Raw genomic sequence first — 23,307 nt, 5'->3', positions numbered from 1 at the left:
CACATAAAAAAGCGGGGGCAAAATCCCCCGCGTTTTTTTCTTACCAGGTATATTTCACACCCAGGTTTGCTCCCCAGTTCTGGTCAACGTCGCCGCCGCCCAGATAAGTCGCATCAGTGTAAGCACTGAAGTTTTTCGTGAAGCTGAACTGAGTACCCAGTCCCACGCGAACCGCAGAGCCTTCTACGCTGTTATCAATGCTGTCGTTGTTGATATCAGCATTGTTGTCAGCATCGTCATACACGTAAGCCAGTTTGAAGTAAGGCGTTAATGCCTGCTCGCCGCCGTAGTTGAAGGTATAACCTGCATCCACGCCGACTTCATAACGCATACTGTCGTAAGACTGACCATCGATACGCATGTCGTTGCTTAACTGGTAGTCATCACCGGACTGGAACAGGCCAGAAATCGCCGCGTAAGGCGTGACGTAGCCAGACAGGTTTGGTTTCCAGTCATAGCCCAGTTTCATCCCGAAACCAACGGCGTCAGTCGTGGTATTACCGTCAACATACTGACCATTGCTCATGGTGGCAGAGAGGTCGTTGTTGAAGCGGGTGTAACTCAGTGAGCTGTCGAGGAAGATATCGTTCATGAACTTCGCCGACGCGTAGATCATCGCAGTCTGGCTGTCCTGATCGACCTGACCCGTACGATCGCTGATATCACCCTTCGCGAAACCAGCCGCACCACCGACAATCCACTTCGCGTTATTACCGTCGATCTGAGTATCCAGACCTACCATAATGCCGCTTACGTCCTGATCGTAGCTAACGGTGCCATTATCCGCGTCAAAGTTGCCGCCGAAATAGCTCACCCATGCGCCGCCGTTATCTGCCAGGCCATGACGGCTGTTGGTCAGACGGGTACCCACGGTATCCTGTTGCAGATTCCAGATGTTGGTATTAGCAGAAGGAATGCTCAGCGCCATGTTGGCGTAGTCAGTCAGCTCTTCCTGCTGGAGAACAACGGTGTCGCCCTTCTGCTGCGCCTGATAGGTGTATGCACCTAAATCAGCTTTATTTGCCGCAGTAAAGCTGGCAGCGGTATCCGCGTTATTGTCATAGACGCGAATGATCTCTTTGTTTTTGTAGTCAGCTACGGAGCCTGCGCCGGTCGCATCGTCGATGCGCACTTTATAGTTACCGGCAACGTCACCGTTCACCGCCAGATGACCGTCAGAGTTCAGCGCGACAACACCATAGTCGTAGTCCGCTTTATTGCGATCGTTGGTGATATACCGTGCGTTGTTCAGGTCGCTGTTCAGCACATAATCGCGGCTGGCAACGTTGAGTACACCGCCATCGGTCAGCACCATATTGTGCGTATCAACCTGACCCAGACCCAGCGCCAGCTCTGCACCGTTGTCCACGGTAATGGTGTTGGCATACAGCTCAGCTGTCTCTTCAGTCAGTGCCGCACGGCTGTAGCTATCCAGATACAGGCTATCGGTTGCTACCGCGCCGTTGTCGCCGATGTTCAGGCTAGACGCATTGGTCAGGGTGATGGAATCCGCCAGCAGGCCGGAGTTTTCAACATTGACCTGAGACTGGTTGTTCACCGTCAGCGCGTCGATGTTGGAGATCTTACGGGTATCCCACTCGGAACCGTTATCCAGCGCCACGTTGAACAGGCCGCTCTGATAAACCTCTTCACCTGCAACGTGACCGTTGCTATCAAAGGTAGAATCAGGCCAGATGCTGTTTGGAGAAAGTGCATGCCAGTCTACATTGCTGTAGCCTTCACCATACATCTGCGCCGTGCCGATGGCCTCAACGCTGGACTGCGCGGCACCCACCCATTTACTGCCGTTGGTCAGCGTGACATCCAGCTTGTCGGTATCATCCCAGCCGTTGGTAGTTGGGTTATAGATGCCGTCATCGGTGGTATCCGTTGCCGGATCGCCATTCTCGTAGAAGTTGTTATCAAAGGTGCTGGAGAAAAGGATGTCGCCGGTAATGGTAGAGTGATCGAAGGTAGCGGTGGTCTGCATAGCGTTATCAGACGCGCCAGCCACAACGATCAGCGCCGCATCATCCGCAGCCGTGGCGTTGGTTTCACCGTAGTCGCTCGGCTTCGCCGTTTGACCGTAGAAGCCGCTGGTACCCAGATCGCTGTACGCACCGGAGGTCAGCACAGAGTCTTTCACCACCAGCGTATCGGTAAAGACATTGCTGCTGTTAGCAACGCCTTCAACACCGTCGTATGGCGTGTTATCCAGATCCTGGTAACCCTGCGTCAGCGTGATACCCGCAACGTGGGAATTGTTCTGAATAACGATATCAGATTCAACGTCCAGCGTGATGGCGTTACCCAGATCATAGGTGTCCAGATAATGCGTTTCAGTGGTTTCGCCATTGACGACATCATACGCGTAATGCTCGTAGGTATCGTTGATGGTGGAGTTATCAACGGTCAGGCTAAAACGATCATACTGGGTATGAGCGGTGCCGTCAGTATCTACGCCATCTGCACACGTCGTGGTCATACACTCTGAGGTGATCATGCCATTAATGGTGCTGTTAGAAATACTCAACGCGTTCGCACGGCCATTGACACCATCATCCAGATAGTATGTCGAAATAACTCCGTTTACGGTTGATTTATTGACGACCGGATAAATGTCACCATCATGTGTGGCATCTGAATAATTCCAGTCAGCATAACCATAATACCAGGGCGTGGACGCAGTATTGTCATATCCAAAAGTATTATATGTCGTGCCGGATATATCTTTCGCATTGGCCTGAGAAGCGATAGCCAGTGTGCAGGCTAATGCAAGTTGTGATACAACCAGTTTCTTTTTCCATGTTTGCATTGGGTCATCCCTCCTCAGGGACGTAAGCAAGTTTGTCCATCAAATCATTTAGCAACATTAAATTGCGGAAGGAATTATGCAGTTTCACTTCGAAAAGGTTCAATGAATGATTCCATTAAGTCCGTATTCAGACAAATAAGCTTATAAACCCACGGCAATATCAATCATTATGAATAAATATTATAAATTCAACTGATTGCAAACTACTTTAGTTGCTTCGACACATATAATAAAAAGCAATTAATCATTTATATTTATAATCCCAAACCAATATAGAAGCCTCACCAATATTACACGCCACGCTGAACATCAGAATAAGATTTATAATATAGACTAAATACATGCAGCGTATATTAGTCGATTTCGAAAATCTAAAAGACAACTTTAGTAAAACACCGCTCCCTGCTTTCAGGTACACTATACCTCTTTGTTCCACAAACATCAGGCATACCATGACCGATTTAATTGCACGTCCCCGTCGCCTGCGCAAGTCACCCGCACTGCGCGCCATGTTTGAAGAGACAACACTGACCTTAAACGATCTGGTGTTGCCGATTTTTGTTGAAGAAGAGATCGATGACTACAAAGCCATCGACGCGATGCCGGGCGTGATGCGCATTCCTGAAAAGCATCTGGCCCGCGAGATCGAACGCATTGCGAATGCGGGCATCCGCTCGGTGATGACGTTCGGTATCTCCCACCACACTGACGCGACCGGCAGCGATGCCTGGAAAGAAGACGGCCTCGTGGCACGCATGTCGCGCATCTGCAAAGAGAGTGTGCCGGAGATGATCGTCATGTCCGATACCTGCTTCTGCGAATACACCTCTCATGGCCACTGTGGTGTGCTGTGCGATCACGGCGTGGACAACGATGCGACCCTGCTGAATCTGGGCAAGCAGGCGGTGGTTGCCGCCGCCGCGGGTGCGGATTTCATTGCGCCTTCTGCGGCAATGGATGGGCAGGTACAGGCGATTCGCCATGCGCTGGATGCCGCGGGCTTCACCGACACCGCCATCATGTCCTACTCCACCAAATTCGCCTCCTCTTTCTACGGTCCGTTCCGTGAAGCAGCGGGCACGGCGCTGAAAGGCGATCGTAAAACCTATCAGATGAACCCGCTGAACCGCCGCGAAGCGATTCGTGAATCTCTGCTTGATGAAGCCCAGGGCGCTGACTGCCTGATGGTGAAACCGGCTGGCGCGTACCTGGATATCCTGCGCGACATTCGCGAACGCACCGAACTGCCGCTGGGCGCATACCAGGTGAGCGGTGAGTACGCGATGATCAAATTCGCCGCGCAGGCGGGTGCCATCGACGAAGAGAAAGTGATCCTCGAAAGCCTGGGGGCGATCAAACGTGCGGGCGCGGATCTGATCTTCAGCTATTTCGCGCTGGATCTGGCCGAGAAGAAAATTCTGCGTTAATCCGCTTTAGCGCCGGGTGGCGACTTCGCCTTACCCGGCCTGCTCTCTGCGCTAATCTTCACCAAACTGCAATACAAACGACATCTCCTCCTTCTACTGTCTGGGCAAGACGGCAGGAGGAGTGTTCAATGTTTAGTCTCGACAGCGTTCTTGATGACCTTTGGCCTCAGGCGAGGCCCGCACCCTGGCAAAAAAGTCTGTTAAAAAGACTGCTTCACGAAGACGAATTTCAGCAGTTTGCCGCCAGCCACCGTCACCTGAAAGGGCTGGATATGGTGGATCAGGTTCTGGAACACCTTGATATTCACTGCTCCGTTTCCGCCCGCGATCTCGAACAAATCCCCGAACACGGCCCACTCATTGTGATAGCGAACCACCCCACTGGCACGCTGGATGGGCTGGCGTTGCTGTACGCCGTTTCCCGCGTGCGCCGCGACGTCAGGGTTGTTACCAACAGGATGCTGTCCCACCTTGAGCCCCTCAGTTCATTGTTTATTCCCGTGGATAATATGGGCGGCAGAACCGCAAAAGCTTCGCTGATACAGATGGAGCAGCACCTGCAAAACGCCGGTGTGCTGATCTTCTTTCCGGCGGGCGAAGTTTCCCGCCCAACGCGCAAAGGCATACGCGATAAAAAATGGCATCCGGGCTTTATCAAGCTGGCTGGCAAATTACGGGTGCCGCTACTTCCGGTACATATCCAGGCGCACAACAGCCTGCTGTTTTATGCCAGTACCCTGGTCTCGCCAACGGTATCCATGCTGCTGTTGATGCAACAGATGTTTCGCCGCCGTCACAGTCAGTTGCCGATCAAAATCGGCCAGCAGATTGCCTGGAATGACCGGTTTAGTTCTACCCTTTCATCGCGTGAGATGGCCGAGCAGTGTCGTCAGCACGTGATACGTCTTGGCAAGGGATTGCCTGGCGTCTTTAAAACCCAGTGCGCCATTGCCCGCCCGGAAGACAGGGCCACGCTGAAGCGCGAACTGGCGCAGGCCGAGTGTCTGGGAAAAACGAGCGATGGTAAGGCCATCTATCTTTGGCAGCGCAACGGGCAGGAAGAGGCGCCTCTGCTGCGCGAGCTGGGGCGGCTGCGCGAGATTGCCTTTCGTGCCGTGGAGGAAGGCAGCGGGAAGCGGCGGGATACGGACAGCTACGATGATGACTATCTGCACCTCATTTTGTGGGATGACGATGACCTGGAGATTGTCGGCGCGTACCGCTTTATGCCAACGGCCATGCAGGTGGAAAAGCGCGGCGTCGAGGGGTTGTACAGCTACAGCCTGTTCCACTACGACGAAAAAATGCAGGACATACTGGAGCACGGCATTGAGCTGGGGCGTAGCTTTATACAGCCGCGCTACTGGGGGCGTCGCGGTCTGGACTATCTGTGGTCAGGTATTGGCGCCTATCTGGCACGCTATCCTCATTACCGTTACCTGTTTGGCCCGGTCTCCATCTCCGGGGGGTTACCGCCTGCCGCGCGGGATCTGCTGGTCGCCTTTTACCGCTTGTGGTTCCCGGCGACGCATCCTCTAGCCGCCTCGCGCCAGCCCTATCCCGCATCCCTGCCAGACGTGCTGGCGCAATTTGGCGGGGTGGATTACGTGGATGACCTGACAAAGCTCAAATCCCTGCTCGGCAACCTGGGTTGCGGCATCCCGCCGCTCTACAAACAGTATTCCGAGCTATGCGAACCCGGCGGCGTGCAGTTTGTCGATTTCGGCAGCGATCCGGCGTTCAATAACTGTATCGACGGGCTGGTGCTGGTGGATTTGTGTTATCTGAAGGCGAACCGCTATCAGCGGTATATTGAGGCCCATTTGTCGTAATGTCGTATTTGAAGGCCGGGTAAGCGCAGCGCCACCCGGCATGAACGGAGCATAATAGCCGGGTGGCGGCTACGCCTTACCCGCCCTACATGAGCCGAAAAGGAAGGGTTATGGACGATAAAACGGCTTATCCCCCAGGATGGTCGCCCGCTGCATAATCCTTCGCTGCGGCAGGTAATCCGCATTGGCGTAATGCTGCGTGACGCGGTTATCCCAGATCGCCAGATCGTTCTCCTGCCAGCGCCAGCGCACCTGAAACTCGGGTTTCGTGATATGCGCAAACAGGAAGTTGAGCAGCGCCTCGCTCTCTTTCTCCGCTACGTCCACGATACGCGTGGTAAACCCTTCATTCACAAACAGCGCCTGCTTTCCGGTCACCGGATGCGTACGCACCACCGGGTGCAGCAGCGGGGGATGTTTTTCGACCGCATCCAGCCAGCGCTGGTGCTCCTCTTCCGTTTTACGGTACTTATATTCCTGGAATGATTTTTTGAAGTCATGCTCCGCCCGCAGGCCGCTCAGTAGGGTCTGGAGCGGCGCGGAGAGCGCCTCAAACGCTGCGATCCCGCTGGCCCACAGCGTATCGCCCCCCGTCTCAGGCAACAGCTTCGCCGCAAGAATCGCCCCGGCTGGCGGTGTGTCGATAAAGGTCACATCGGTATGCCAGTTATCGTTATCCGGCGGGTTATCGTTGTGGGTGTCGAGGACGATAATCTCCTCCACCCCTTCCGCATGCGGATAGACGGGGTGGATATGCAGGTCGCCAAAACGCAGGGCCAGCGCGCGCTGCTGATGCAGGGTAATGGCCTGTTCACGCAGGAACACCACCTGATGACGCAGCACCGCGTGGTACAGCTGCTCAAACTGGTTATCGCTCAGCGGACGGGTTACGTCCAGGCCCGACACTTGCGCGCCAATGTACGGCCCCAACGGGATAATCGTCAGACGTTCACTCATTGTATTTCTCCATGCCAGGGCGTCAGGCGACGCTGTAGCGCGCGCAGTCCCAGTTCTAATCCAAAGGCGATCGCGGCGATCACTGCGATCCCTGCCAGTACCACATCAGTCGCCAGGAACTCTCCCGCCGACTGCACCATAAACCCAAGGCCGCGTGTGGCGGCTATCAGCTCTGCCGCCACCAGCGTAGACCAGCCCACCCCAAGGCCGATGCGCAGCCCGGTCAATATCTCCGGCAGCGCGCCCGGTAAAATGACGAACAGCAGGACCTGCGCGCGGCTGGCGCCGAGCGACTGCGCCGCACGTATGCGTACCTGCTGCGCACTCTTTACGCCAGCCAGAGCCGACATCGCGACCGGCGCAAAAATCGCCAGGTATATCAGTAAGATCTTTGACGTCTCGCCGATGCCAAACCAGATCACCATCAGGGGCAAGTAAGCCAGCGGCGGGACGGGACGGTAAAGCTCTATCAGCGGGTCGAGAATGCCGCGTACCGTCGGGCTCAGTCCCATCGCGATCCCCACCGGAACGCCAATAATGACCGCCGCCAGCAGCGCCACCAGAATACGCGTCAGACTGGCGCCTAAATGCTGCCAGAGCGTGGCATCCATAAAGCCCTGCGGCCCGGCGATAGTAATCAGTTTTTCCAGAACCTGGCCTGGCGGGGGCAGAAACAGCGGGCTTACCCACTGCTGCGCGGCAACCGCCCACCATACCGCCAGCAACACCACCAGCGTGCTGACGCTTAAAGTGATCTGGTGAGAGAACGGCCAGCGTAAGGCAAGGCGCGTCCGCCGCGTTTTTTCACTGAAAACAATGCTCATGAGAACGCCTCCCGTTGCTCAAACACGCGGCTTAAGACGTATTCACGCTGTTCAATAAACAGCGGATCGGATTTGATGCTGCGTACCGGTTCTCCCGCCACATAGCGCCGGGCAAACTCAAGCGGCAGGCGCTCCAGCACGCGTCCCGGCCCCGGTGAGAGCAGCACCAGCTCCGTCGCCATAAACACGGCCTCTTCGATATCGTGGGTGATTAACAGCACCTGCTTGCCGGTTTCGTGCCACAGGCGCAGCAGCAGGGTTTGCATCTGCTCGCGGGTGAAGGCATCCAGCGCCCCGAAAGGTTCGTCCAGCAACAGCAACTGTGGGTTAGCCGCCAGCGCACGGGCGATCCCGACGCGCTGACGCTGCCCGCCTGAAAGCTGCCAGATAAAGCGTTTTTCAGCCCCCTCCAGCCCGACCTTTTTCAGCATATCGCGCGCCGTATTCAGGCGCTGTTCACGCGCTACACCGGCCAGTTGCAGACCAAACGCAACGTTTTCCTGAACGTTTCGCCACGGGAGTAACCCTTCGTTCTGGAAAACCACGCCGCGCTCTGCGCCCGGCCCCCTGACCCGTTTCCCTTCCAGTTGGATCGAGCCGTGCTGATACGGTACAAACCCGGCGATCAGGTTCAGCAGCGTCGTTTTCCCGCAGCCGGACGGTCCCAGCACCACCAGCAGTTCACCGCTGTCCAGCGTCAGGTTGATCGCTTCCAGGGCGGGTTTGCCGCCGTAATCGGCAGACAGGTTTGTAATGTTCAGCATTGCAGCCCCCTTATTTCACAAAGCGATCGGTCACGAACTGGCTGTAATCCGCCGCCACCGCAGGCACTTTGCCCTGCTCTTTCAGGAACCTCGCAGTGTCAACAATCGCTTTGCTTACCGGCCCGTTCAACTGCTGGACCTGCTGAGCAGGCGTCAGATAGGTGTTGCCTTTTACCAGCCCCGGCACGTCAGCTTCCGGCACGCCGCTCAGACGTGAGAGTTTCTCCAGGTTGGTGGGCTGTTTCAGCCATTCATCCGGGTTGCTGATGTATGGCTGCTGTGCGTCGATGGCGCTTTTGGCGAAGGCTTTCACCACTTCAGGGTGTTTCTCGGCAAAGTCCTTACGTACCACCCAGACATCAAGGGTTGGCGCGCCCCACTGCCCCACTTTTTCGGAGTCGGTCAGCACGGTGCCCTCTTTTTCCAGTTCGTTGACGGCGGGCGCCCAGACGTATGCTCCGTCGATGTCGCCACGCTGCCAGGCGGCAATAATCGCCGGAGGTTGCAGGTTGATGATCTGCACCTGGCCGGGCTTAATGCCCCAGTGTTTCAGCGCTGCCAGCAGGCTGTAATGCGTGGTGGAGATAAACGGCACTGCGATGCGTTTGCCGATCAAATCTTCGGGTTTCGTGATGCTTTTCTTCACCACCAGCGCTTCGGAATTTCCGAGCTGCGACGCCAGCAGGAAAACTTCAATCGGCACCTGCTGGCTGGCGGCCACCGCCAGCGGGCTGGAGCCCAGGTTGCCAATCTGCACGTCGCCCGAGGCTAACGCCCGCACAATCGCCGCGCCGCTGTCGAACTTGCGCCAGTCGACGTTCGCCCCGCTCGCTTTGGCGAAGGTGTTATCCGCCTGCGCGACTTTCGCCGGCTCAGCGGAAGTCTGATACGCGACGGTGACGTCCACCGCCTGCGCCTGAAATGCCCACAGCGCCAGTGCGCCGAGAAGTGTGATCCGCGATGAAATTGCCATAATGTCTGCTCCCTTGTTGTTATGAGAGCAGTATTTCCGGCGCGAGAATTTTGATAAAGGAATAAAAAAGAATCGCTAATGACGATTCGTTTTTAGAAAAAAAGCGGGAAAGGATAGTGAATTTTGTGCGGTTGTTTCGCCGGGTAAGGCGCAGCCGCCACCCGGCAAAGACCTCAGCGCTGAACCGTCAGCGCAGCAATATCTTTCGGCGTGGTCCGGCAACATCCCCCGATTAATTTAGCGCCAGCCGCCAGCCACTGCGGTAAATACCCCGCCAGCGTCTCGCACGCTTCACCGTGGTGATGCCAGGTTTTGCTCACCGCATCATAATGCTCGCCGGAATTCGGATAGACCACCAGCGGCAGCGATGTCTGGCTGTGCAGATGCGTCAGCGCCGAGGTGGTGTTTTCCAGCGCGATACAGTTGATCCCCAGCGCGACAACCTGCGGGTAGTTTTCCAGCGCAGAAACGACATCCCGCAGCGGCGTTCCGTCACTCAGGTGCTCGCTGTCACGCAGGGTAAATGAGAACCATGCCCGGGCGCGGGGATACGCCGTCAGCAACGCCGCCAGCGCCTTAATCTCAGTGAACGAAGGCAGCGTTTCACAGGCCAGCAAATCCGCGCCCGCATCCAATAGCGCCTCTACACGCGGGCGGTGGAAGGCGGTGAATTCTTCAGCGCTACGCACGTAATCGCCGCGATACTCGGAACCATCGGCCAGATACGCGCCGTAAGGGCCCACAGATCCCGCCACCAGCAGCGTGCCTGCATTTGCGTTCTCAGCCAGGTACGCTTCCCGCGCTTTGCGTGCCAGCTCTACGCTTTTGCCAATCAACGCCCGGGATTGCGACTCGTCCAGCCCGCGAGCGGCAAAGCCCGCGGGTGTCGCCTGATAGCTGGCGGTGATCGCCACCTGTGCTCCCGCGCGGTAGTAGTCGAGGTGTACGTCACGGATCAGCTCCGGGTTTTCCATCAGCACTTTAGCCGACCAGAGGCTGTCGGCAAGGTTACAACCGCGCGCTTCCAGCTCCGTTGCCATTGCCCCATCCAGCACGACAAACGGCTGGTTTTCAAGGAGGGCGGTAAGCGGATTATTCTGCGACATGTTCAGGCTCCTGCGTGGTCAGGTTTCGGGTCAGATAGTACGCACCATAACACAGGGCGACAAACGGAAGCCCGCAATAAAGGGCAATACGCTGGCTGGGGTCAAACCACAGGCCGACGCAGGCCACCAGGCAGAGGATAAATCCAAGCACGGGCACCAGCGGATACCATGGCGCGCGATACTGCAACGCCGAAAGCGGTTGCCCGGACTGCACGTGACGGCGACGAAACACAAAGTGCGACGCGCAGATGCTGATCCACACTGCCACCACCGCAAAACCGGAAATGGCTGACAGCGCCACAAACACCGTATCCGGCGCGACCACGCTTGAGAACAGCGCCAGCACGCCGCCCAGCATGGAAACGGAGAGCGCCGTCAGCGGCACGCCGTTTTTGTTGACGCGGGCAAAGCAGCGCGGCAGCGTTTTCTCGTTAGACAGAGACCACAGCATACGGCCAGAGGCGTACAGGCCCGAGTTCGCCGCCGAGAGGATCGCCGTCAGGATCACGAAGTTAAAGATATCCGCCGCATACGGAATGCCGACCTTTTCAAACACCAGCACAAACGGACTTTTCTCCACGCCAGCCTGCTGCATGGGGATCAGCGCCGCCAGCACAAACACGGTGCCAATAAAGAAGATGATGAGCCGGGCGATGGTGGTGCGAATAGCAACCGGAATAACCTTGTGTGGGTTTTCCGTTTCCCCTGCCGCGATGCCGATAAGCTCTGTACCTGAGAAGGCAAAGTTGACCGCCACCATGGTCATCAGGATCGGCAGACCGCCGTGCGGGAACCAGCCTTCGGCAGTAATGTTGCTCAAGCCCGGCGCCGGTGAACCATCCTGCATCGGGATAAAACCGAAGATCGCCGCTCCGCCGAGAATAATGAAGGCGATGATGGTGATGACTTTCACCAGCGAGAACCAGAATTCCCCTTCGGCGAAGAAACGCGTGGAAATCACGTTAAGAGCAAAAATCACCACGCAAAAGACGACGCACCACGTCCAGACGGGAACCTGCGGAAACCAGTACTGCATACAGAACCCGGCTGCGGTAAAGCTCGATCCGAGCGCCACTGTCCACGTAAGCCAGTACAGCCACGCCACGGTATACCCTGTCGCCGGGCCGAGATAACGAGCGGCGTAGACGTGAAACGCCCCGGTTTCCGGCATCGCCACGGAGAGCTCGCCCAGACACTGCATAACCAGCCAGACCACCAGCGCACCGATAAGATACGCCAGCAGCGTGCCCGCCGCGCCAGTTGTCGAAATGATGTATCCGGTATTGAAGAATAACCCTGTGCCGATAACGCCACCCAGCGAGAGCATAATCAGGTGGCGGGTTTTCATGGTGCGCTTAAGCTGCCCGTTTTGTTGTTCTGTTTGCATATTACCTTCTAAACGTATGGACATCTAAACATCCAAAGAAGGGTGTTATACCGCGATTGTTAACAAAAAGCCACCCGGCACGACTTCGGCGCAATTATTGGTAAATCCTTAAATCAGTTCTATAGTCGACACAGTTTCTTCTTCACCAGGACTCACTATGCGATTTAACGGACTGACCAAAGGTTTCTTTATTCTCATCCTGGCCCTTGTAACCTGGGCTTTCTTTGACGTGCTGTCACCCTATTTCTCGGCGATTCTGTGGGCCGCGATCCTGACCATCATTTTCAACCCGGTGAAAAACAAGCTGCGTACCGCGCTGGGCGATCGCAACGGGCTGGCTTCCCTCCTCACACTCGGCATTATCTGCCTGATCGTGTTTATTCCGTTGATGGTGATCCTTTCCTCGCTCGCGGTGGAACTGAACATGGTTTACACCAAGCTGCAACAGAACAACACGCAGTTCCCGGAAGTCATCGCCGGTATCTTCAACCGCCTGCCGGACTGGGCCAGCGGCTTCCTGGCGGATCACAACCTGACCAACGCCGCGCAGATCCAGAAAAAGCTTTCCGATGTCGCGTTACAGGGCGGACAGTATCTGGCGGGTAGCGCGTTCCTGATTGGTAAAGGGACGTTCGGCTTTGCTATTAGCTTCGGCATTATGCTGTACCTGCTGTTTTTCCTGCTCAAAGACGGGCCCTATCTGGTGCGCCAGATCCTCGACTCGCTGCCGCTGTCTGACTTCGTCAAACAGCACCTGTTCGCGAAGTTTGTCGGCGTCTCGCGAGCTACGGTAAAAGGTACGGCGGTCGTGGCGGTGGTTCAAGGTACGCTTGGCGGTATCGCCTTTGCCATCGTCGGTATTGACGGTAGCGTACTGTGGGGAGCGCTGATGGCGTTCCTCTCCCTGGTGCCCGCCGTCGGCTCGGCTATCGTCTGGGTTCCCGCCGCCATCTTCCTGTTTGCCACTCACCAGCTGTGGCAGGGTCTGTTCATTGTGGGCTTCTTTGTCATTATCGTCGGGCTGGTGGACAACCTTTTACGTCCGCTGCTGGTGGGCAAAGACACCAAAATGCCGGACTACCTGATACTGATCACCACGCTCGGCGGTATGGAGCTGTATGGCATTAACGGCTTTGTGATTGGGCCGCTGATTGCCGCCCTGTTTATCGCCTGCTGGAACCTCTTCTCCGGCCGCGACCACGCAGGCAACGCCGAGGAGCTGGACGCAGATTTTATCGAAGAAGGAAAAAATCCTCCGGATCTCTAACTAAACGCGTTTTGACAGGCGGCCCGGTGCCGCCTTTTTTTTCGCGATAAATCAGGGGTTTTCTATAATCTTTAATGAACGCTCTTCCACATTTGTCGTAGAAGGATCCAACAGGTGCGAATCGCCACGATCACAAACTGGGCCTATGGTGTCACGGTGTGCCTGACCATTGCTTCCGGTATCGTCATGCTGATGGCTTCCCATGCCGACAACGTAGAACGTCAGGCTGTTAAGCAACGACAAATTTTTGACCAGCTTACGGAAGAGATTGAAGCAGAAACCTGGATGCTCTCCGACTTAGCGCGCCTTTACGCCATCAAAAAAGAGCCCGATGTGCTGAAAACGTACCAGGCGAAAGAAGGCGAACTGAAGAATATCGAGCGCAAGCTGGGCCAGTTAAAAGATACGGGCGCAACGGGCGAAGAGCTGGCGCTGCTGTACGAAGGGCTGAAGATTGTCGATGACCTACAGGATGAACAGCAGGCAGCAATTGCCAGCGTCGCCAGGGGTGAGGAACAACAGGCCATTGCGTTACTCTTCGGCAAAATCTACGAACTTGAAATGGAACGCGCCCAAAGCAAGATTGACCATTTTCGTGTGCTTCTGGATAAGCGCATTATCGCCGATGTCCAGGCAGCGACCAACACGTCAAAAACCCTGCGTACCGCCTCTGAAATGATGGTCGGCCTGACCGCCCTGCTCTTCTTATTCGTGATGGGTTTTATTCTCAAGCACCGCGTGCTGCGCCCGGTGGTGCGCCTCAGTGATGTGGTTCACCGGCTGGCCTCACAGGATTACGCCGTCGAAACGCCAAATTTCAACCAGGTCGATGAGATAGGCGATATGGCGCAGGCCATTCGCATTTTCCGCGAGAACGGGCTGGCAAGGCAGCGGCTTGAAAAAGAACGCGACGCAGACTGGGCCATCCGCGAGCTGCTCGCGCGAATGACCCAGCGCTTGCAGGGCTGCGAGAACGTTAGCGACGTGATTGAGGTGGCAGAGCTGTTTGCTCCCAACATTGCGCCGGGTGTCGCCGGGCGTCTGTATATTCTGGATCGAAACCCGTGGGAGATGCGCTGTGCAGCGGAATGGTTATCTCCCCAGGGAGAAAAAAATGCTTTCCACCCCGATCAATGCTGGGCCATACGCCGTGGTCAGAGCCACCCACCGGTCAACGGCGAGCCGGATATCGGTTGCCAGCATCTGCCTGAATCACAAAAAGACAGTTCACTCTGCGTGCCGCTCATTGCGCAGGGGGAAGCCATTGGTTTGCTGTCGTTTCAGAACATCACGCCTGAAACGGCACCGTCCCGCGCCTATCTCGAATTAATGGCGGAAGCCCTGGGTCTGGCGCTGGCCAACCAGCGTCTGCGCGATGCCCTGCTGGAAAAAGCGCTATTCGACCCGCTCACCGGCTTGCGTAACCGCCACCACCTTGAAGATACCCTGCGCACTCAGATAGCTCAGGCGATGCGCAATGATGAACCGGTGAGCTGCATGATGATCGACATCGATCACTTTAAAAGCATTAACGATCGCTTCGGCCATGAGGCTGGCGATCATGTGATTAAGAGCGTGGCGACAATTGTTCAGCGTGCCGTGCACGATGCCGGCCTGGCCTTCCGCTTTGGTGGCGAAGAGTTTCTGGTGCTACTTACGGGTGCGGATGAGGACGCGGCTCACGCCTGCGCAACGGAGATTTATAACGGCGTCCATACGCTGTCGCTACGTTATGGGCTTGCTGAGATTGGCCCGGTAGATGTGTCGATCGGGATCGCCAGTTACCCGCAGCACGCCCAAAGCGACGACCTGCTGCGCGCGGCAGACGTGGCGCTCTACCGGGCGAAAGAGCTGGGGCGCTCGCGGATCGTCAGTTTCAGTATGCTGGAGGCGGGTTAAGCGAAACTCAGTGCCAACGACGTCAGAGGTACGCGCACTCTCTTATTCCCTCACATTGAGGGTGCGTTATCATTCTTTGTACAAATAAATTCATCTTAACGATGCCACCATTGATAAAAAATGGGGGTGCGTAAATATATCAATAAATCAAAGCGATCATTTTTTAAACTCGGGTGGTTTATTACACTAAGTTTTTATGTTTTAAAAAACGTAAGCTTCAGCCAGCGGTCTGCAATCATGGGGCAAAATACAGCTATCATTTTGATTTTTATGATTTTAATCAAGTAGCGTTTGCAAAAAGGCGTGGCGTTCAACAAAATAGACAAACTTATAGGATAAATAACTTATAATTCTTATACTTCTGTTAAAAAGAGGAGGCCAATATGCGAATAATCCTAATGCTGTGCTGCTTTTTGGTACAAAGTTTAAGCTGGGCTGGCGAACTGCCAAAGCCTGTGGGCAAACCCATCTTAACCATTAGCGGTAATATAGAAAATACGAACGAAAATGGAAATGCCGTTTTTGATATTGCCAGCCTTGAAAAACTGGGCATGGTGAGTTTCCAGACGACCTCTCCCTGGTATAATGGCCGCACGAAGTTTGAGGGTATCCCGATGCGCAAACTCATGGAGTATGTGGGTGCAAAGGGTTCTGTCCTGAATGTGATTGCACTCAATGATTACACTACCGTCATCCCTCTCAGCGACTTCCAGAAATACAACGCCATCATGGCTTTAAAGGTCAATGGCGAATATATGCGCATCCGCGATAAAGGTCCGTCATTCATCGTCTACCCTTATGACAGTCTTCCTGAACTTAATAATCAGATTTATTACTCGCGATCGGCATGGCAGGTCAGCAAAATGAAGATTGAATAGTAGTTCAGGAGAACATAATGAACAGGATACTGGTTGGTATCATTTTTTCTCTTTTTATCACTACGGGATATATAGCATTTCTTGTTTACGATCGTCAGCAAGAGTTGCAAAAATTGACTCACTACACTGAGTCCTGGTCTGTAGCCCAACTGGTATCTGAATATTACCGATTTGAATCATGGATTGGACTGTACGCAACCGAGACTGATGACGTTACGGTAGACCAGGTTCGCATGCGCCTGGAAATCATGCTGATCCAGAATGATTTATTGAAAGAGGGCGGCCTGGGTCGTTATATAAACAGCGAAAAAGCGCATCAGGCGCTCGCCTTACGCCTGGAAAATATACTGAACTATCTGGATGGTCATCTTGAGAAAATGAGCCGTTCAGAGTTAAAGCTCTATCTGAAAAATATGCATTCACTGGATGCCCCGCTAAGCCAGCTTTCATCCACGGATTTAACAAAAGATGTTAATACAATCAATGAAACCAACCTTAAAATACAGGTTCTGTATTATATTTATTCGGCACTTTCGCTGTTGCTGGTTATTTTAAGCTTCATACTGGGCTTTTTGATTATCTATCAAAATAAAAATATCCTGAAAGCCCATATGCAGGTGAAAACGCTGGCTGAAGAACTTCAGCTATCCAAAGAAACCCTGCAAATCCAGAATACAAAACTGGAATACGATGTTTATCATGACTCCCTTACCGGCATGAAAAACCGTCTTTTCTTTTGGGATGATCTCAATAAACTTAATTTACAGGCTGAGAAAAAACATATTTCGGTCACGGTGATGTTATTCGATTTAGACCGATTCAAAGAGGTGAATGATACCTACGGTCATGATACCGGGGATTTACTGTTACGTGAGGTATCCACGCGCCTTAATGCTTTGGGCCGCTTTTCAGAGACATTTTATCGTTTGGGCGGCGACGAATTTGCGTTTCTCTCCAGTGGCTTAACCGAAACCGCAGCCGTCTCACGCGCGCGAGAAATCAGTGATAGCATCAGCAAGCCCTATACAATCAATAATCAACTCATCAAAATAGCCACCTGCGTGGGTATTGTTTTATCGGATAACGAACGACGTTCAGATTACCTTTATAAATTTGCCGATCTGGCGCTCTATGAAGCCAAGAAAGAAGGTTCTCAGCAAATCAAAGTATTCCGCCAGCGAATGCTACAGAAGTTGCAGGAAAGCAGAACCCTTGAAAATGATATGGCAAGAGCAATAGAGAATGATGAATTTGTTGTTTATTACCAGCCTATTGTGAATTCCGTCAGCAAGGAAATTTACGGCTATGAAGCGCTGATTCGCTGGATGCATCCTGTAAAGGGAGTGCTCTCCCCAGATAGCTTTATTTTCGCCGCTGAAAAAACAGGCATGATCAACGAGATAGGTAAAACCGTACTTAAACTGGCCTGTAGGGAAGCGGTCTCCTGGACTGTTCCGGCCAGGATCTCCGTCAACGTCTCGCCTGTTCAATTGGGCAGCAAATCATTTATTAATACGGTGCAGTCCGTTCTGGCTGAAACCGGGCTCCCGGCTAACCGTCTTGAGTTAGAGGTCACGGAGTCATCCCTCTTCAGTGACAGAAATAACCCCATTGCGATTCTGAAAAAACTCCGCGCACTGGGCGTAAGAATCTCCATTGATGATTTTGGCACGGGCTATTCGTCGCTCTCCAGACTCAGCGAACTGAATTTTGATAAAATCAAGATCGATAAATCTTTTGTCAATCCGATATCTACGCAGGAAGATGCGCTTAATATTGTGAAGCTGATTACCGGTATGGCTAAAAGCCTTAATATGGGCGTCATAGCTGAGGGCGTTGAGACCGAAGAGCAGCTTGAGCGGCTTCAGGCTCTGGGTTGCGAGCTTGTGCAGGGATATCTTTTCAGCAAACCACAGCCTCAGGTCGACAGTAAAATCAAGAGCGGCCAGGAATGAGTCCCTCTCCTCAGCCCGATACCAACCGGGATCACATTTTTCACCCTTGGGTATTCACTGACAATAAACAGGTGTTATCATTCACCCCGTAAATATCTATCAACTCAATCCGAGGCTTTGATGCTGGAGAATGTAATCATCCGATAATCAGCTTCCCGACCATTCCAGGCCGGACTGATTATCAATGCGCTGAAACCGTATGCGGACACCGCTGTGTGTTTGCACGTTTTGCCCATGATGATTAAACAGGTTTTCCAGTATGAACCTATCCCGTCAGGAACAACGTACCTTACACGTTCTCGCCAAAGGTGGCCGTATTGTGCACGTCCGCGATACCTCCGGCCGCGTCACCGCCGTTGAATGCTATAGCCGCGAAGGAATACTGCTGGCTGACTGCACGCTCGCCGTTTTCAAAAAGCTCAAAACCAAAAAGCTGATCAAATCCGTTAACGGTCAGCCCTACCGCATTAACACCACCGGGCTGAACAACGTTCGCGCTCAGCCTGATAATCGTTAAGGAGAGGATGATGGATATCCCACGTATTTTTACTGTTAGCGAAAGCGAACACCGCATTCATAACCCCTTTACGCCAGAGAAGTACGCGACGCTGGGCCGCGTGTTACGCATGAAGCCAGGCACACGCATTCTCGATCTCGGCAGCGGCTCGGGAGAGATGCTTTGTACCTGGGCACGTGATTACGGTATTACCGGTACCGGCATCGACATGAGCCCGCTCTTCACCGCGCAGGCCACACTGCGCGCAGAGGAACTTGGCGTCAGCGAACGCGTCCATTTCATTCATAACGACGCGGCCGGCTACGTCGCGAATGAAAAATGTGACGTGGCGGCCTGCGTTGGCGCAACCTGGATTGCGGGGGGCGTAGCCGGGACAATGGATCTGCTGGCAAAAAGCCTCAAGCCCGGGGGAATAATGCTCATCGGCGAACCGTACTGGCGTCAGGTACCCGCGACGGAGGAGACAGCCCAGGCCTGCGGCGTCTCGTCGATTACAGACTTTCTCACTCTGCCCGGTCTGGTTGCGTCTTTAGATCAACAGGGCTATGACCTGGTTGAAATGGTGCTGGCTGACCAGGAAGGCTGGGACAGGTACGAAGCCGCAAAATGGATGACCATGCGGCGCTGGCTGGAGGAAAACCCAGACGATGACTTCGCGCAGGAGGTTCGGGCGGAGCTGACGATAGCGCCTGAACGTCATGTGACGTACACGCGGGAGTACTTTGGCTGGGGAGTGTTTGCGTTAATGGCGCGATAACATAACGCTGGCGGTATAGCCTTTAGGGTTATGCCGCCGATCAACAGACAGGGTTAAGCATTCAGCCAGAAAGTGCAGCATAGATGGGTTGAGTTGTTTGAAGTGGTCAACCAAAACTGGCCACGGCTTTAGAGTTTTTCCAGTATCGGTTTTCCGATTCGTTTGGGGGTAACCCACCGTTATAGTCATGCGGCCTTACCGACCTGTAATACCCGACGATATAGTCTGTGATCGCATGAGCTGCTTCGCTAAAGTTTATATAGCCTGTCACTGGCACCCACTCGTTTTTCAGACTTCTGAAGAAGCGTTCCATCGGGCTGTTATCCCAGCAGTTTCCGCGTCGGCTCATACTTTGCCTGATCCGGTAACGCCACAATAACTGCCGGATCTGCCTGCTTGTGTAGTGGCTACCCTGGTCACTGGGGAACATCACTCCCGCTGGTTTACCTCGGGTTTCCCACGCCATTTCCAGCGCTTTGATGGTTAGCTTGCTGTCCGGTGAGAATGACATTGCCCAGCCTACCGGTTTCCTGGCGAACAAATCGAGAACAATGGCGAGGTAAGCCCAGCGCCTGCCTGTCCAGATATACGTCACATCGCCGCACCACACCTGATTAGGCTCTGTCACTGCGAACTGTTGCTCAAGGTGGTTTGGGATAGCAATGTGTTCATGGCCACCACGTTTATACCGGTGGGTGGGTTGCTGACAACTAACCAGTCCCAGTTCTTTCATGAGTCTGCCGGCAAGCCAGCGTCCCATTCTGAAACCTCTCAGGGTTGCCATAATGGCGATACTCCTCGCGCCAGCAGAGCCATGGCTAATGTTATGCAGCTCCAGAACCTGGCTACGTAATATAGCCCGCTTGCCGTCTGGCTTTTCGGGGCTTTTCACCCAGTATTTGTAGCTGCTGCGATGAACCCCGAACACCTGGCAGAGTGTGACCACAGGATACTGCGCTCTGAGTTTTTCGATTAACGAGAACTGTTCAGGGAGTCTGACATCAAAAGCGCGGTAGCCTTTTTTAATATGTCGTTTTCCATTTCAATGCGTTGTAGCTTTTTCTTTAGCTCACGTATTTCAATCTGTTCCGGGGTTATAGGGGAGGCTTTAGGTATTTTACCCTGTCGTTCATCCCGTAACTGCTTTACCCATCGCGTCATGGTAGAAAGCCCCACGTCCATAGCACTGGCCGCAGCTGCAACGGTGTAGTTCTGATCAAGGACCAGTTGAGCGGATTCGCGTTTAAACTCTGCGCTGAAATTTCTTTTTTCATTGGGACACCTGTATTGTTCTGAGATGAGCATATCACCTCTGTTCAGGTGGCCAAATTCAGTAAACCACTTCACATTGATTCAGTGCGATGTGCAGTTGTACCAGTGGAAAGGATGGTTTGAGGCGAATAAGATGACGCCACCCAATAATTATGGCCTTCGATTTGACCGTAGCTTTCTGGCGATTGCTGCCGCAGTTGACGGCTTGGGAGTTGTGCTTGAATCAAAACTACTGGCTGAACGTGAAATCGCTAGCGGTAAACTGGTATGCCCACTTGTAAACAGTACCAGCGAAATACATTACAACGGTCATTATTTGGTTTTCCCCCAGCACCAGCACATGCATTCTGCGCTTGATGTGTTCAAAACCTGGCTACTGAATGAACTCAATCTGGGTAAAATTCGTTGATCATGTTCACATTAATCGGGGCTCTGAATTCAAAGTAACTTTATTACTAAGCATTATTTTGTGAAGGCTCTCACTTTTGCTCGCGGCTCCGAAACTTTGCTGGGTTGAGATTTTAAGGTGTATCACGGCGGCTCATACTCTCAATAAATCCCTGTTAGTAAATGCTGCTATTATAACTCATTCATTGCCTGAGCCAGCAGTCGCGCAGCTGCCTCAAGCGCAGAGGATTGAAAAAATCTTCAGATATATATCATCACTCTGAACATACGCAATTAACGGCGGAATCTCACGATTCTACCGTTTTTTATTATTTTTCAGAGGAGTAGTGATGAATAATTCTGAAGGTTTGAAGTCGTTTCAGCAATCGCTTGCTGATCTGCCGCAATGGGTATCAGAGCGGCTTCTGCAGCAAATTAACCAGTTAACTAACTACGAACCAGTGATCGGCATTATGGGTAAAACCGGTGTTGGGAAGAGCAGTCTGTGCAATGCCCTGTTTGCCGGAGATATATCACCGGTCAGCGATGTGGCGGCCTGTACACGTGAGCCACTGCGCTTTCGCCTGCAAGTCGGCGACCGCTATATAACGCTGATGGATCTGCCCGGCGTGGGCGAAAGTGGCGCTCGCGATACCGAGTATGCTGCGCTGTACCGTGAACAGCTTCCTCGCCTCGACCTGGTACTGTGGCTGATTAAGGCCGATGACCGGGCGCTGACGGTGGATGAACATTTTTATCATCAGGTGATTGGAGAGGTATACCGGCATAAGGTGCTGTTTGTTATCAGCCAGTCGGATAAGGCCGAACCTACCAGCGGTGGGGGACAGTTGTCCACGGCGCAGAAGCAGAATATCAGCCGCAAAATCTGCCTGCTGCATGAGCTGTTCCAGCCCGTCCATCCGGTGTGTGCTGTGTCGGTCCGTCTACAATGGGGGCTTAAGGTGATGGCCGAGCGGATGATTAAGTGCCTGCCACGTGAGGCCACCAGCCCGGTGGTGTCGCAACTCCATCCTTCCTTTCGCACGACGGTAGTCCGGGAACAGGCTCGTAGCGATTTTGGTGAAACCGTCGGGGCCGTACTCGATAGCATCAGTGCCTTTCCCCTGATACCCGCCCCGGTGCGGGCCGTCATTCAGGCCGTGCGCACCACGGTGGTGTCAGTGGCCCGCGCCGTCTGGGATTTCTTCTTCTGAGTATTTAACCCATCCCTGTTACTTCCCTGCCCCTGTCGCCGATACGACGGGGATCCCTTTTATTTGTTTTCCCGTTATGAGGAGTCTGCTTATGACCCGTCTGGCTTCGCGCTTTGGCGCAGCAAACCTTATCCGTCGCGACCGTCCGTTAACCCGTGAAGAGCTGTTTCGCGTAGTGCCCAGTGTATTCAGTGAGGACAAACACGAGTCCCGTAGTGAGCGTTATACCTATATACCCACCATCTCCCTGCTCGACAGCCTACAGCGAGAAGGCTTCCAGCCATTCTTTGCCTGTCAGACCCGCGTGCGTGACCCGGGTCGTCGTGAACATACAAAGCATATGCTGCGTCTGCGGCGGGAAGGGCAGATCACCGGTAAACAGGTGCCGGAAATTATTCTACTCAACTCTCACGATGGAACCAGTTCGTATCAGATGTTGCCGGGACTATTTCGTGCGGTTTGTCAGAACGGGCTCGTCTGCGGTGAGTCGTTTGGCGAGGTGCGGGTGCCACACAAGGGGGACGTGGTGAGTCAGGTGATTGAAGGCGCGTATGAGGTGCTGGGGATTTTTGACCGGGTGGAGGAGAAACGGGATGCCATGCAGTCGTTGCTGTTGCCACCCCCGGCACAGCAGGCACTGGCAAAAGCCGCCCTCACATACCGCTTTGGTGAAGACCACCAGCCGGTGACTGAATCGCAGATCCTCTCCCCTCGCCGCTGGCAGGATGAGAGCAATGACCTGTGGACCACGTACCAGCGTATTCAGGAGAACCTGATTAAGGGCGGGCTCAGTGGCCGTAATGCCAAAGGAGGACGGTCACATACCCGTGCCGTTCGCGGTATCGACGGGGACGTGAAACTTAACCGGGCACTGTGGGTGATGGCGGAAGCCCTGCTCACGCAACTGCAGTGACCGTTTAATGTTGCTGCTTTGTTAATATCGGACACCACCTGTCCGCATCGCACCGTGCTGACGGTCCTCACTCACCGAGGGAAGGCCTGTAACCCCCGCTGCCTCTGGCTTTTGCAGAAATGAAAAATAGTTTCTGTGGTGTCCATACCCTGTCCGACCCCCT

General features: G+C 53.9%; 18 protein-coding genes and 1 pseudogene. 11 read left to right on the top strand and 8 right to left on the bottom strand.

The features are described 5' to 3' along the window. Window positions 1-40: 40 nt before the first annotated feature. Complete coding sequence (locus O1724_RS04955; RefSeq protein WP_126297080.1) at window positions 41-2,815, bottom strand: autotransporter outer membrane beta-barrel domain-containing protein; 2,775 nt, start codon at window positions 2,813-2,815, stop codon at window positions 41-43. Window positions 2,816-3,267: 452 nt separating this feature from the next. On the opposite strand from O1724_RS04955, the gene hemB reads away from it, so the two are divergent. Beyond that, window positions 3,268-4,242, top strand: a complete 975-nt coding sequence (hemB, locus tag O1724_RS04950) for a porphobilinogen synthase (RefSeq protein WP_003859169.1) — start codon at window positions 3,268-3,270, stop codon at window positions 4,240-4,242. Between the two features lie 128 nt (window positions 4,243-4,370). Continuing rightward, a complete protein-coding gene (gene olsF / locus O1724_RS04945; protein ID WP_048241321.1) occupies window positions 4,371-6,074 on the top strand; it encodes a bifunctional ornithine lipid synthase OlsF in 1,704 nt (567 codons plus the stop codon). Between the two features lie 108 nt (window positions 6,075-6,182). On the opposite strand, the gene tauD is transcribed toward olsF, so the two are convergent. The 6 genes from tauD to mmuP form a co-directional block, all read right to left on the bottom strand. Then, window positions 6,183-7,031 carry a taurine dioxygenase gene (tauD, locus tag O1724_RS04940; protein WP_126297081.1) on the bottom strand — a complete coding sequence of 283 codons (849 nt, stop codon included), beginning with the start codon at window positions 7,029-7,031 and terminating at the stop codon, window positions 6,183-6,185. Next, complete coding sequence (tauC, locus tag O1724_RS04935; protein WP_126297082.1) at window positions 7,028-7,855, bottom strand: taurine ABC transporter permease TauC; 828 nt, start codon at window positions 7,853-7,855, stop codon at window positions 7,028-7,030. The genes tauD and tauC overlap by 4 nt, the downstream gene beginning before the upstream one ends. Next, window positions 7,852-8,619: a taurine ABC transporter ATP-binding subunit gene (gene tauB / locus O1724_RS04930; RefSeq protein ID WP_059371133.1), complete on the bottom strand. Its 768-nt coding sequence runs from the start codon at window positions 8,617-8,619 to the stop codon at window positions 7,852-7,854. Before tauB ends, tauC begins: the two co-directional genes overlap by 4 nt. A 10-nt stretch (window positions 8,620-8,629) precedes the next feature. Further along, entirely contained in the window at window positions 8,630-9,592 is a 963-nt protein-coding gene (gene tauA, locus O1724_RS04925) for a taurine ABC transporter substrate-binding protein (protein WP_126297083.1), read from the bottom strand. Between the two features lie 173 nt (window positions 9,593-9,765). Beyond that, window positions 9,766-10,698: a homocysteine S-methyltransferase gene (gene mmuM / locus O1724_RS04920; RefSeq protein WP_045337343.1), complete on the bottom strand. Its 933-nt coding sequence runs from the start codon at window positions 10,696-10,698 to the stop codon at window positions 9,766-9,768. After that, window positions 10,685-12,085 carry an S-methylmethionine permease gene (gene mmuP / locus O1724_RS04915; protein WP_017383140.1) on the bottom strand — a complete coding sequence of 467 codons (1,401 nt, stop codon included), beginning with the start codon at window positions 12,083-12,085 and terminating at the stop codon, window positions 10,685-10,687. Before mmuP ends, mmuM begins: the two co-directional genes overlap by 14 nt. 157 nt (window positions 12,086-12,242) lie before the next feature. Here mmuP and O1724_RS04910 point away from each other — a divergent pair, with 157 nt between their 5' ends. The 6 genes from O1724_RS04910 to O1724_RS04885 all read left to right on the top strand — a co-directional run bounded on the left by O1724_RS04910 (window position 12,243) and on the right by O1724_RS04885 (window position 19,358). After that, entirely contained in the window at window positions 12,243-13,352 is a 1,110-nt protein-coding gene (locus O1724_RS04910) for an AI-2E family transporter (RefSeq protein WP_003863175.1), read from the top strand. Window positions 13,353-13,466: 114 nt separating this feature from the next. Beyond that, on the top strand, window positions 13,467-15,251 hold the full coding sequence (locus O1724_RS04905) for a diguanylate cyclase (protein WP_059371191.1): 1,785 nt from the start codon (window positions 13,467-13,469) through the stop codon (window positions 15,249-15,251). A gap of 383 nt (window positions 15,252-15,634) precedes the next feature. Then, window positions 15,635-16,129: a putative pterin-binding protein gene (locus O1724_RS04900; RefSeq protein ID WP_126297084.1), complete on the top strand. Its 495-nt coding sequence runs from the start codon at window positions 15,635-15,637 to the stop codon at window positions 16,127-16,129. 17 nt (window positions 16,130-16,146) lie between these two features. Further along, window positions 16,147-18,084, top strand: coding sequence for a putative bifunctional diguanylate cyclase/phosphodiesterase (locus O1724_RS04895; RefSeq protein WP_479983921.1), 1,938 nt, complete (start codon window positions 16,147-16,149; stop codon window positions 18,082-18,084). Window positions 18,085-18,343: 259 nt separating this feature from the next. Next, window positions 18,344-18,601, top strand: a complete 258-nt coding sequence (locus O1724_RS04890) for a YjhX family toxin (RefSeq protein WP_023324207.1) — start codon at window positions 18,344-18,346, stop codon at window positions 18,599-18,601. Window positions 18,602-18,611: 10 nt separating this feature from the next. After that, window positions 18,612-19,358 (top strand): SAM-dependent methyltransferase, encoded by a 747-nt coding sequence (locus tag O1724_RS04885; protein WP_045350623.1) that lies wholly within the window; start codon window positions 18,612-18,614, stop codon window positions 19,356-19,358. A gap of 106 nt (window positions 19,359-19,464) precedes the next feature. On the opposite strand, the gene O1724_RS04880 is transcribed toward O1724_RS04885, so the two are convergent. Continuing rightward, window positions 19,465-20,663 (bottom strand): IS3 family transposase gene (locus tag O1724_RS04880; RefSeq protein ID WP_126297085.1). Its coding sequence is split into 2 segments (ribosomal slippage): window positions 19,465-20,384 and window positions 20,384-20,663, totalling 1,200 coding nucleotides; the frame shifts between segments, so codons are not numbered across the junction. A 37-nt stretch (window positions 20,664-20,700) separates the two neighbouring features. Here O1724_RS04880 and O1724_RS04875 point away from each other — a divergent pair. The 3 genes and pseudogenes from O1724_RS04875 to O1724_RS04865 form a co-directional block, all read left to right on the top strand. Beyond that, a pseudogene (locus tag O1724_RS04875) lies at window positions 20,701-21,039 on the top strand (LysR substrate-binding domain-containing protein); the annotation flags it as partial. A 328-nt stretch (window positions 21,040-21,367) separates the two neighbouring features. Next, window positions 21,368-22,231 carry a GTPase family protein gene (locus tag O1724_RS04870; RefSeq protein ID WP_001065553.1) on the top strand — a complete coding sequence of 288 codons (864 nt, stop codon included), beginning with the start codon at window positions 21,368-21,370 and terminating at the stop codon, window positions 22,229-22,231. Window positions 22,232-22,322: 91 nt separating this feature from the next. Further along, complete coding sequence (locus tag O1724_RS04865) at window positions 22,323-23,144, top strand: DUF932 domain-containing protein (protein ID WP_000197389.1); 822 nt, start codon at window positions 22,323-22,325, stop codon at window positions 23,142-23,144. The last annotated feature ends 163 nt before the right edge of the window (window positions 23,145-23,307 follow it).

The organism is Enterobacter cloacae complex sp. HYC074_NIDB (assembly GCF_056673345.1).
This window is presented reverse-complemented; position numbering and strand designations above follow the sequence as displayed.

What these genes read in the sequence shown, in the direction of transcription:
- O1724_RS04890 (WP_023324207.1), top strand. Translation starts at nt 18,344, where the DNA reads ATGAACCTATCCCGTCAGGAACAACGTACCTTACACGTTCTCGCCAAA.
- O1724_RS04885 (WP_045350623.1), top strand. Translation starts at nt 18,612, where the DNA reads ATGGATATCCCACGTATTTTTACTGTTAGCGAAAGCGAACACCGCATT.
- O1724_RS04895 (WP_479983921.1), top strand. Translation starts at nt 16,147, where the DNA reads ATGAACAGGATACTGGTTGGTATCATTTTTTCTCTTTTTATCACTACG.
- tauA (WP_126297083.1), bottom strand. Translation starts at nt 9,592, where the DNA reads ATGGCAATTTCATCGCGGATCACACTTCTCGGCGCACTGGCGCTGTGG.
- hemB (WP_003859169.1), top strand. Translation starts at nt 3,268, where the DNA reads ATGACCGATTTAATTGCACGTCCCCGTCGCCTGCGCAAGTCACCCGCA.
- O1724_RS04910 (WP_003863175.1), top strand. Translation starts at nt 12,243, where the DNA reads ATGCGATTTAACGGACTGACCAAAGGTTTCTTTATTCTCATCCTGGCC.
- O1724_RS04870 (WP_001065553.1), top strand. Translation starts at nt 21,368, where the DNA reads ATGAATAATTCTGAAGGTTTGAAGTCGTTTCAGCAATCGCTTGCTGAT.
- tauB (WP_059371133.1), bottom strand. Translation starts at nt 8,619, where the DNA reads ATGCTGAACATTACAAACCTGTCTGCCGATTACGGCGGCAAACCCGCC.
- tauD (WP_126297081.1), bottom strand. Translation starts at nt 7,031, where the DNA reads ATGAGTGAACGTCTGACGATTATCCCGTTGGGGCCGTACATTGGCGCG.
- tauC (WP_126297082.1), bottom strand. Translation starts at nt 7,855, where the DNA reads ATGAGCATTGTTTTCAGTGAAAAAACGCGGCGGACGCGCCTTGCCTTA.
- O1724_RS04865 (WP_000197389.1), top strand. Translation starts at nt 22,323, where the DNA reads ATGACCCGTCTGGCTTCGCGCTTTGGCGCAGCAAACCTTATCCGTCGC.
- mmuM (WP_045337343.1), bottom strand. Translation starts at nt 10,698, where the DNA reads ATGTCGCAGAATAATCCGCTTACCGCCCTCCTTGAAAACCAGCCGTTT.
- olsF (WP_048241321.1), top strand. Translation starts at nt 4,371, where the DNA reads ATGTTTAGTCTCGACAGCGTTCTTGATGACCTTTGGCCTCAGGCGAGG.
- mmuP (WP_017383140.1), bottom strand. Translation starts at nt 12,085, where the DNA reads ATGCAAACAGAACAACAAAACGGGCAGCTTAAGCGCACCATGAAAACC.
- O1724_RS04955 (WP_126297080.1), bottom strand. Translation starts at nt 2,815, where the DNA reads ATGCAAACATGGAAAAAGAAACTGGTTGTATCACAACTTGCATTAGCC.
- O1724_RS04900 (WP_126297084.1), top strand. Translation starts at nt 15,635, where the DNA reads ATGCGAATAATCCTAATGCTGTGCTGCTTTTTGGTACAAAGTTTAAGC.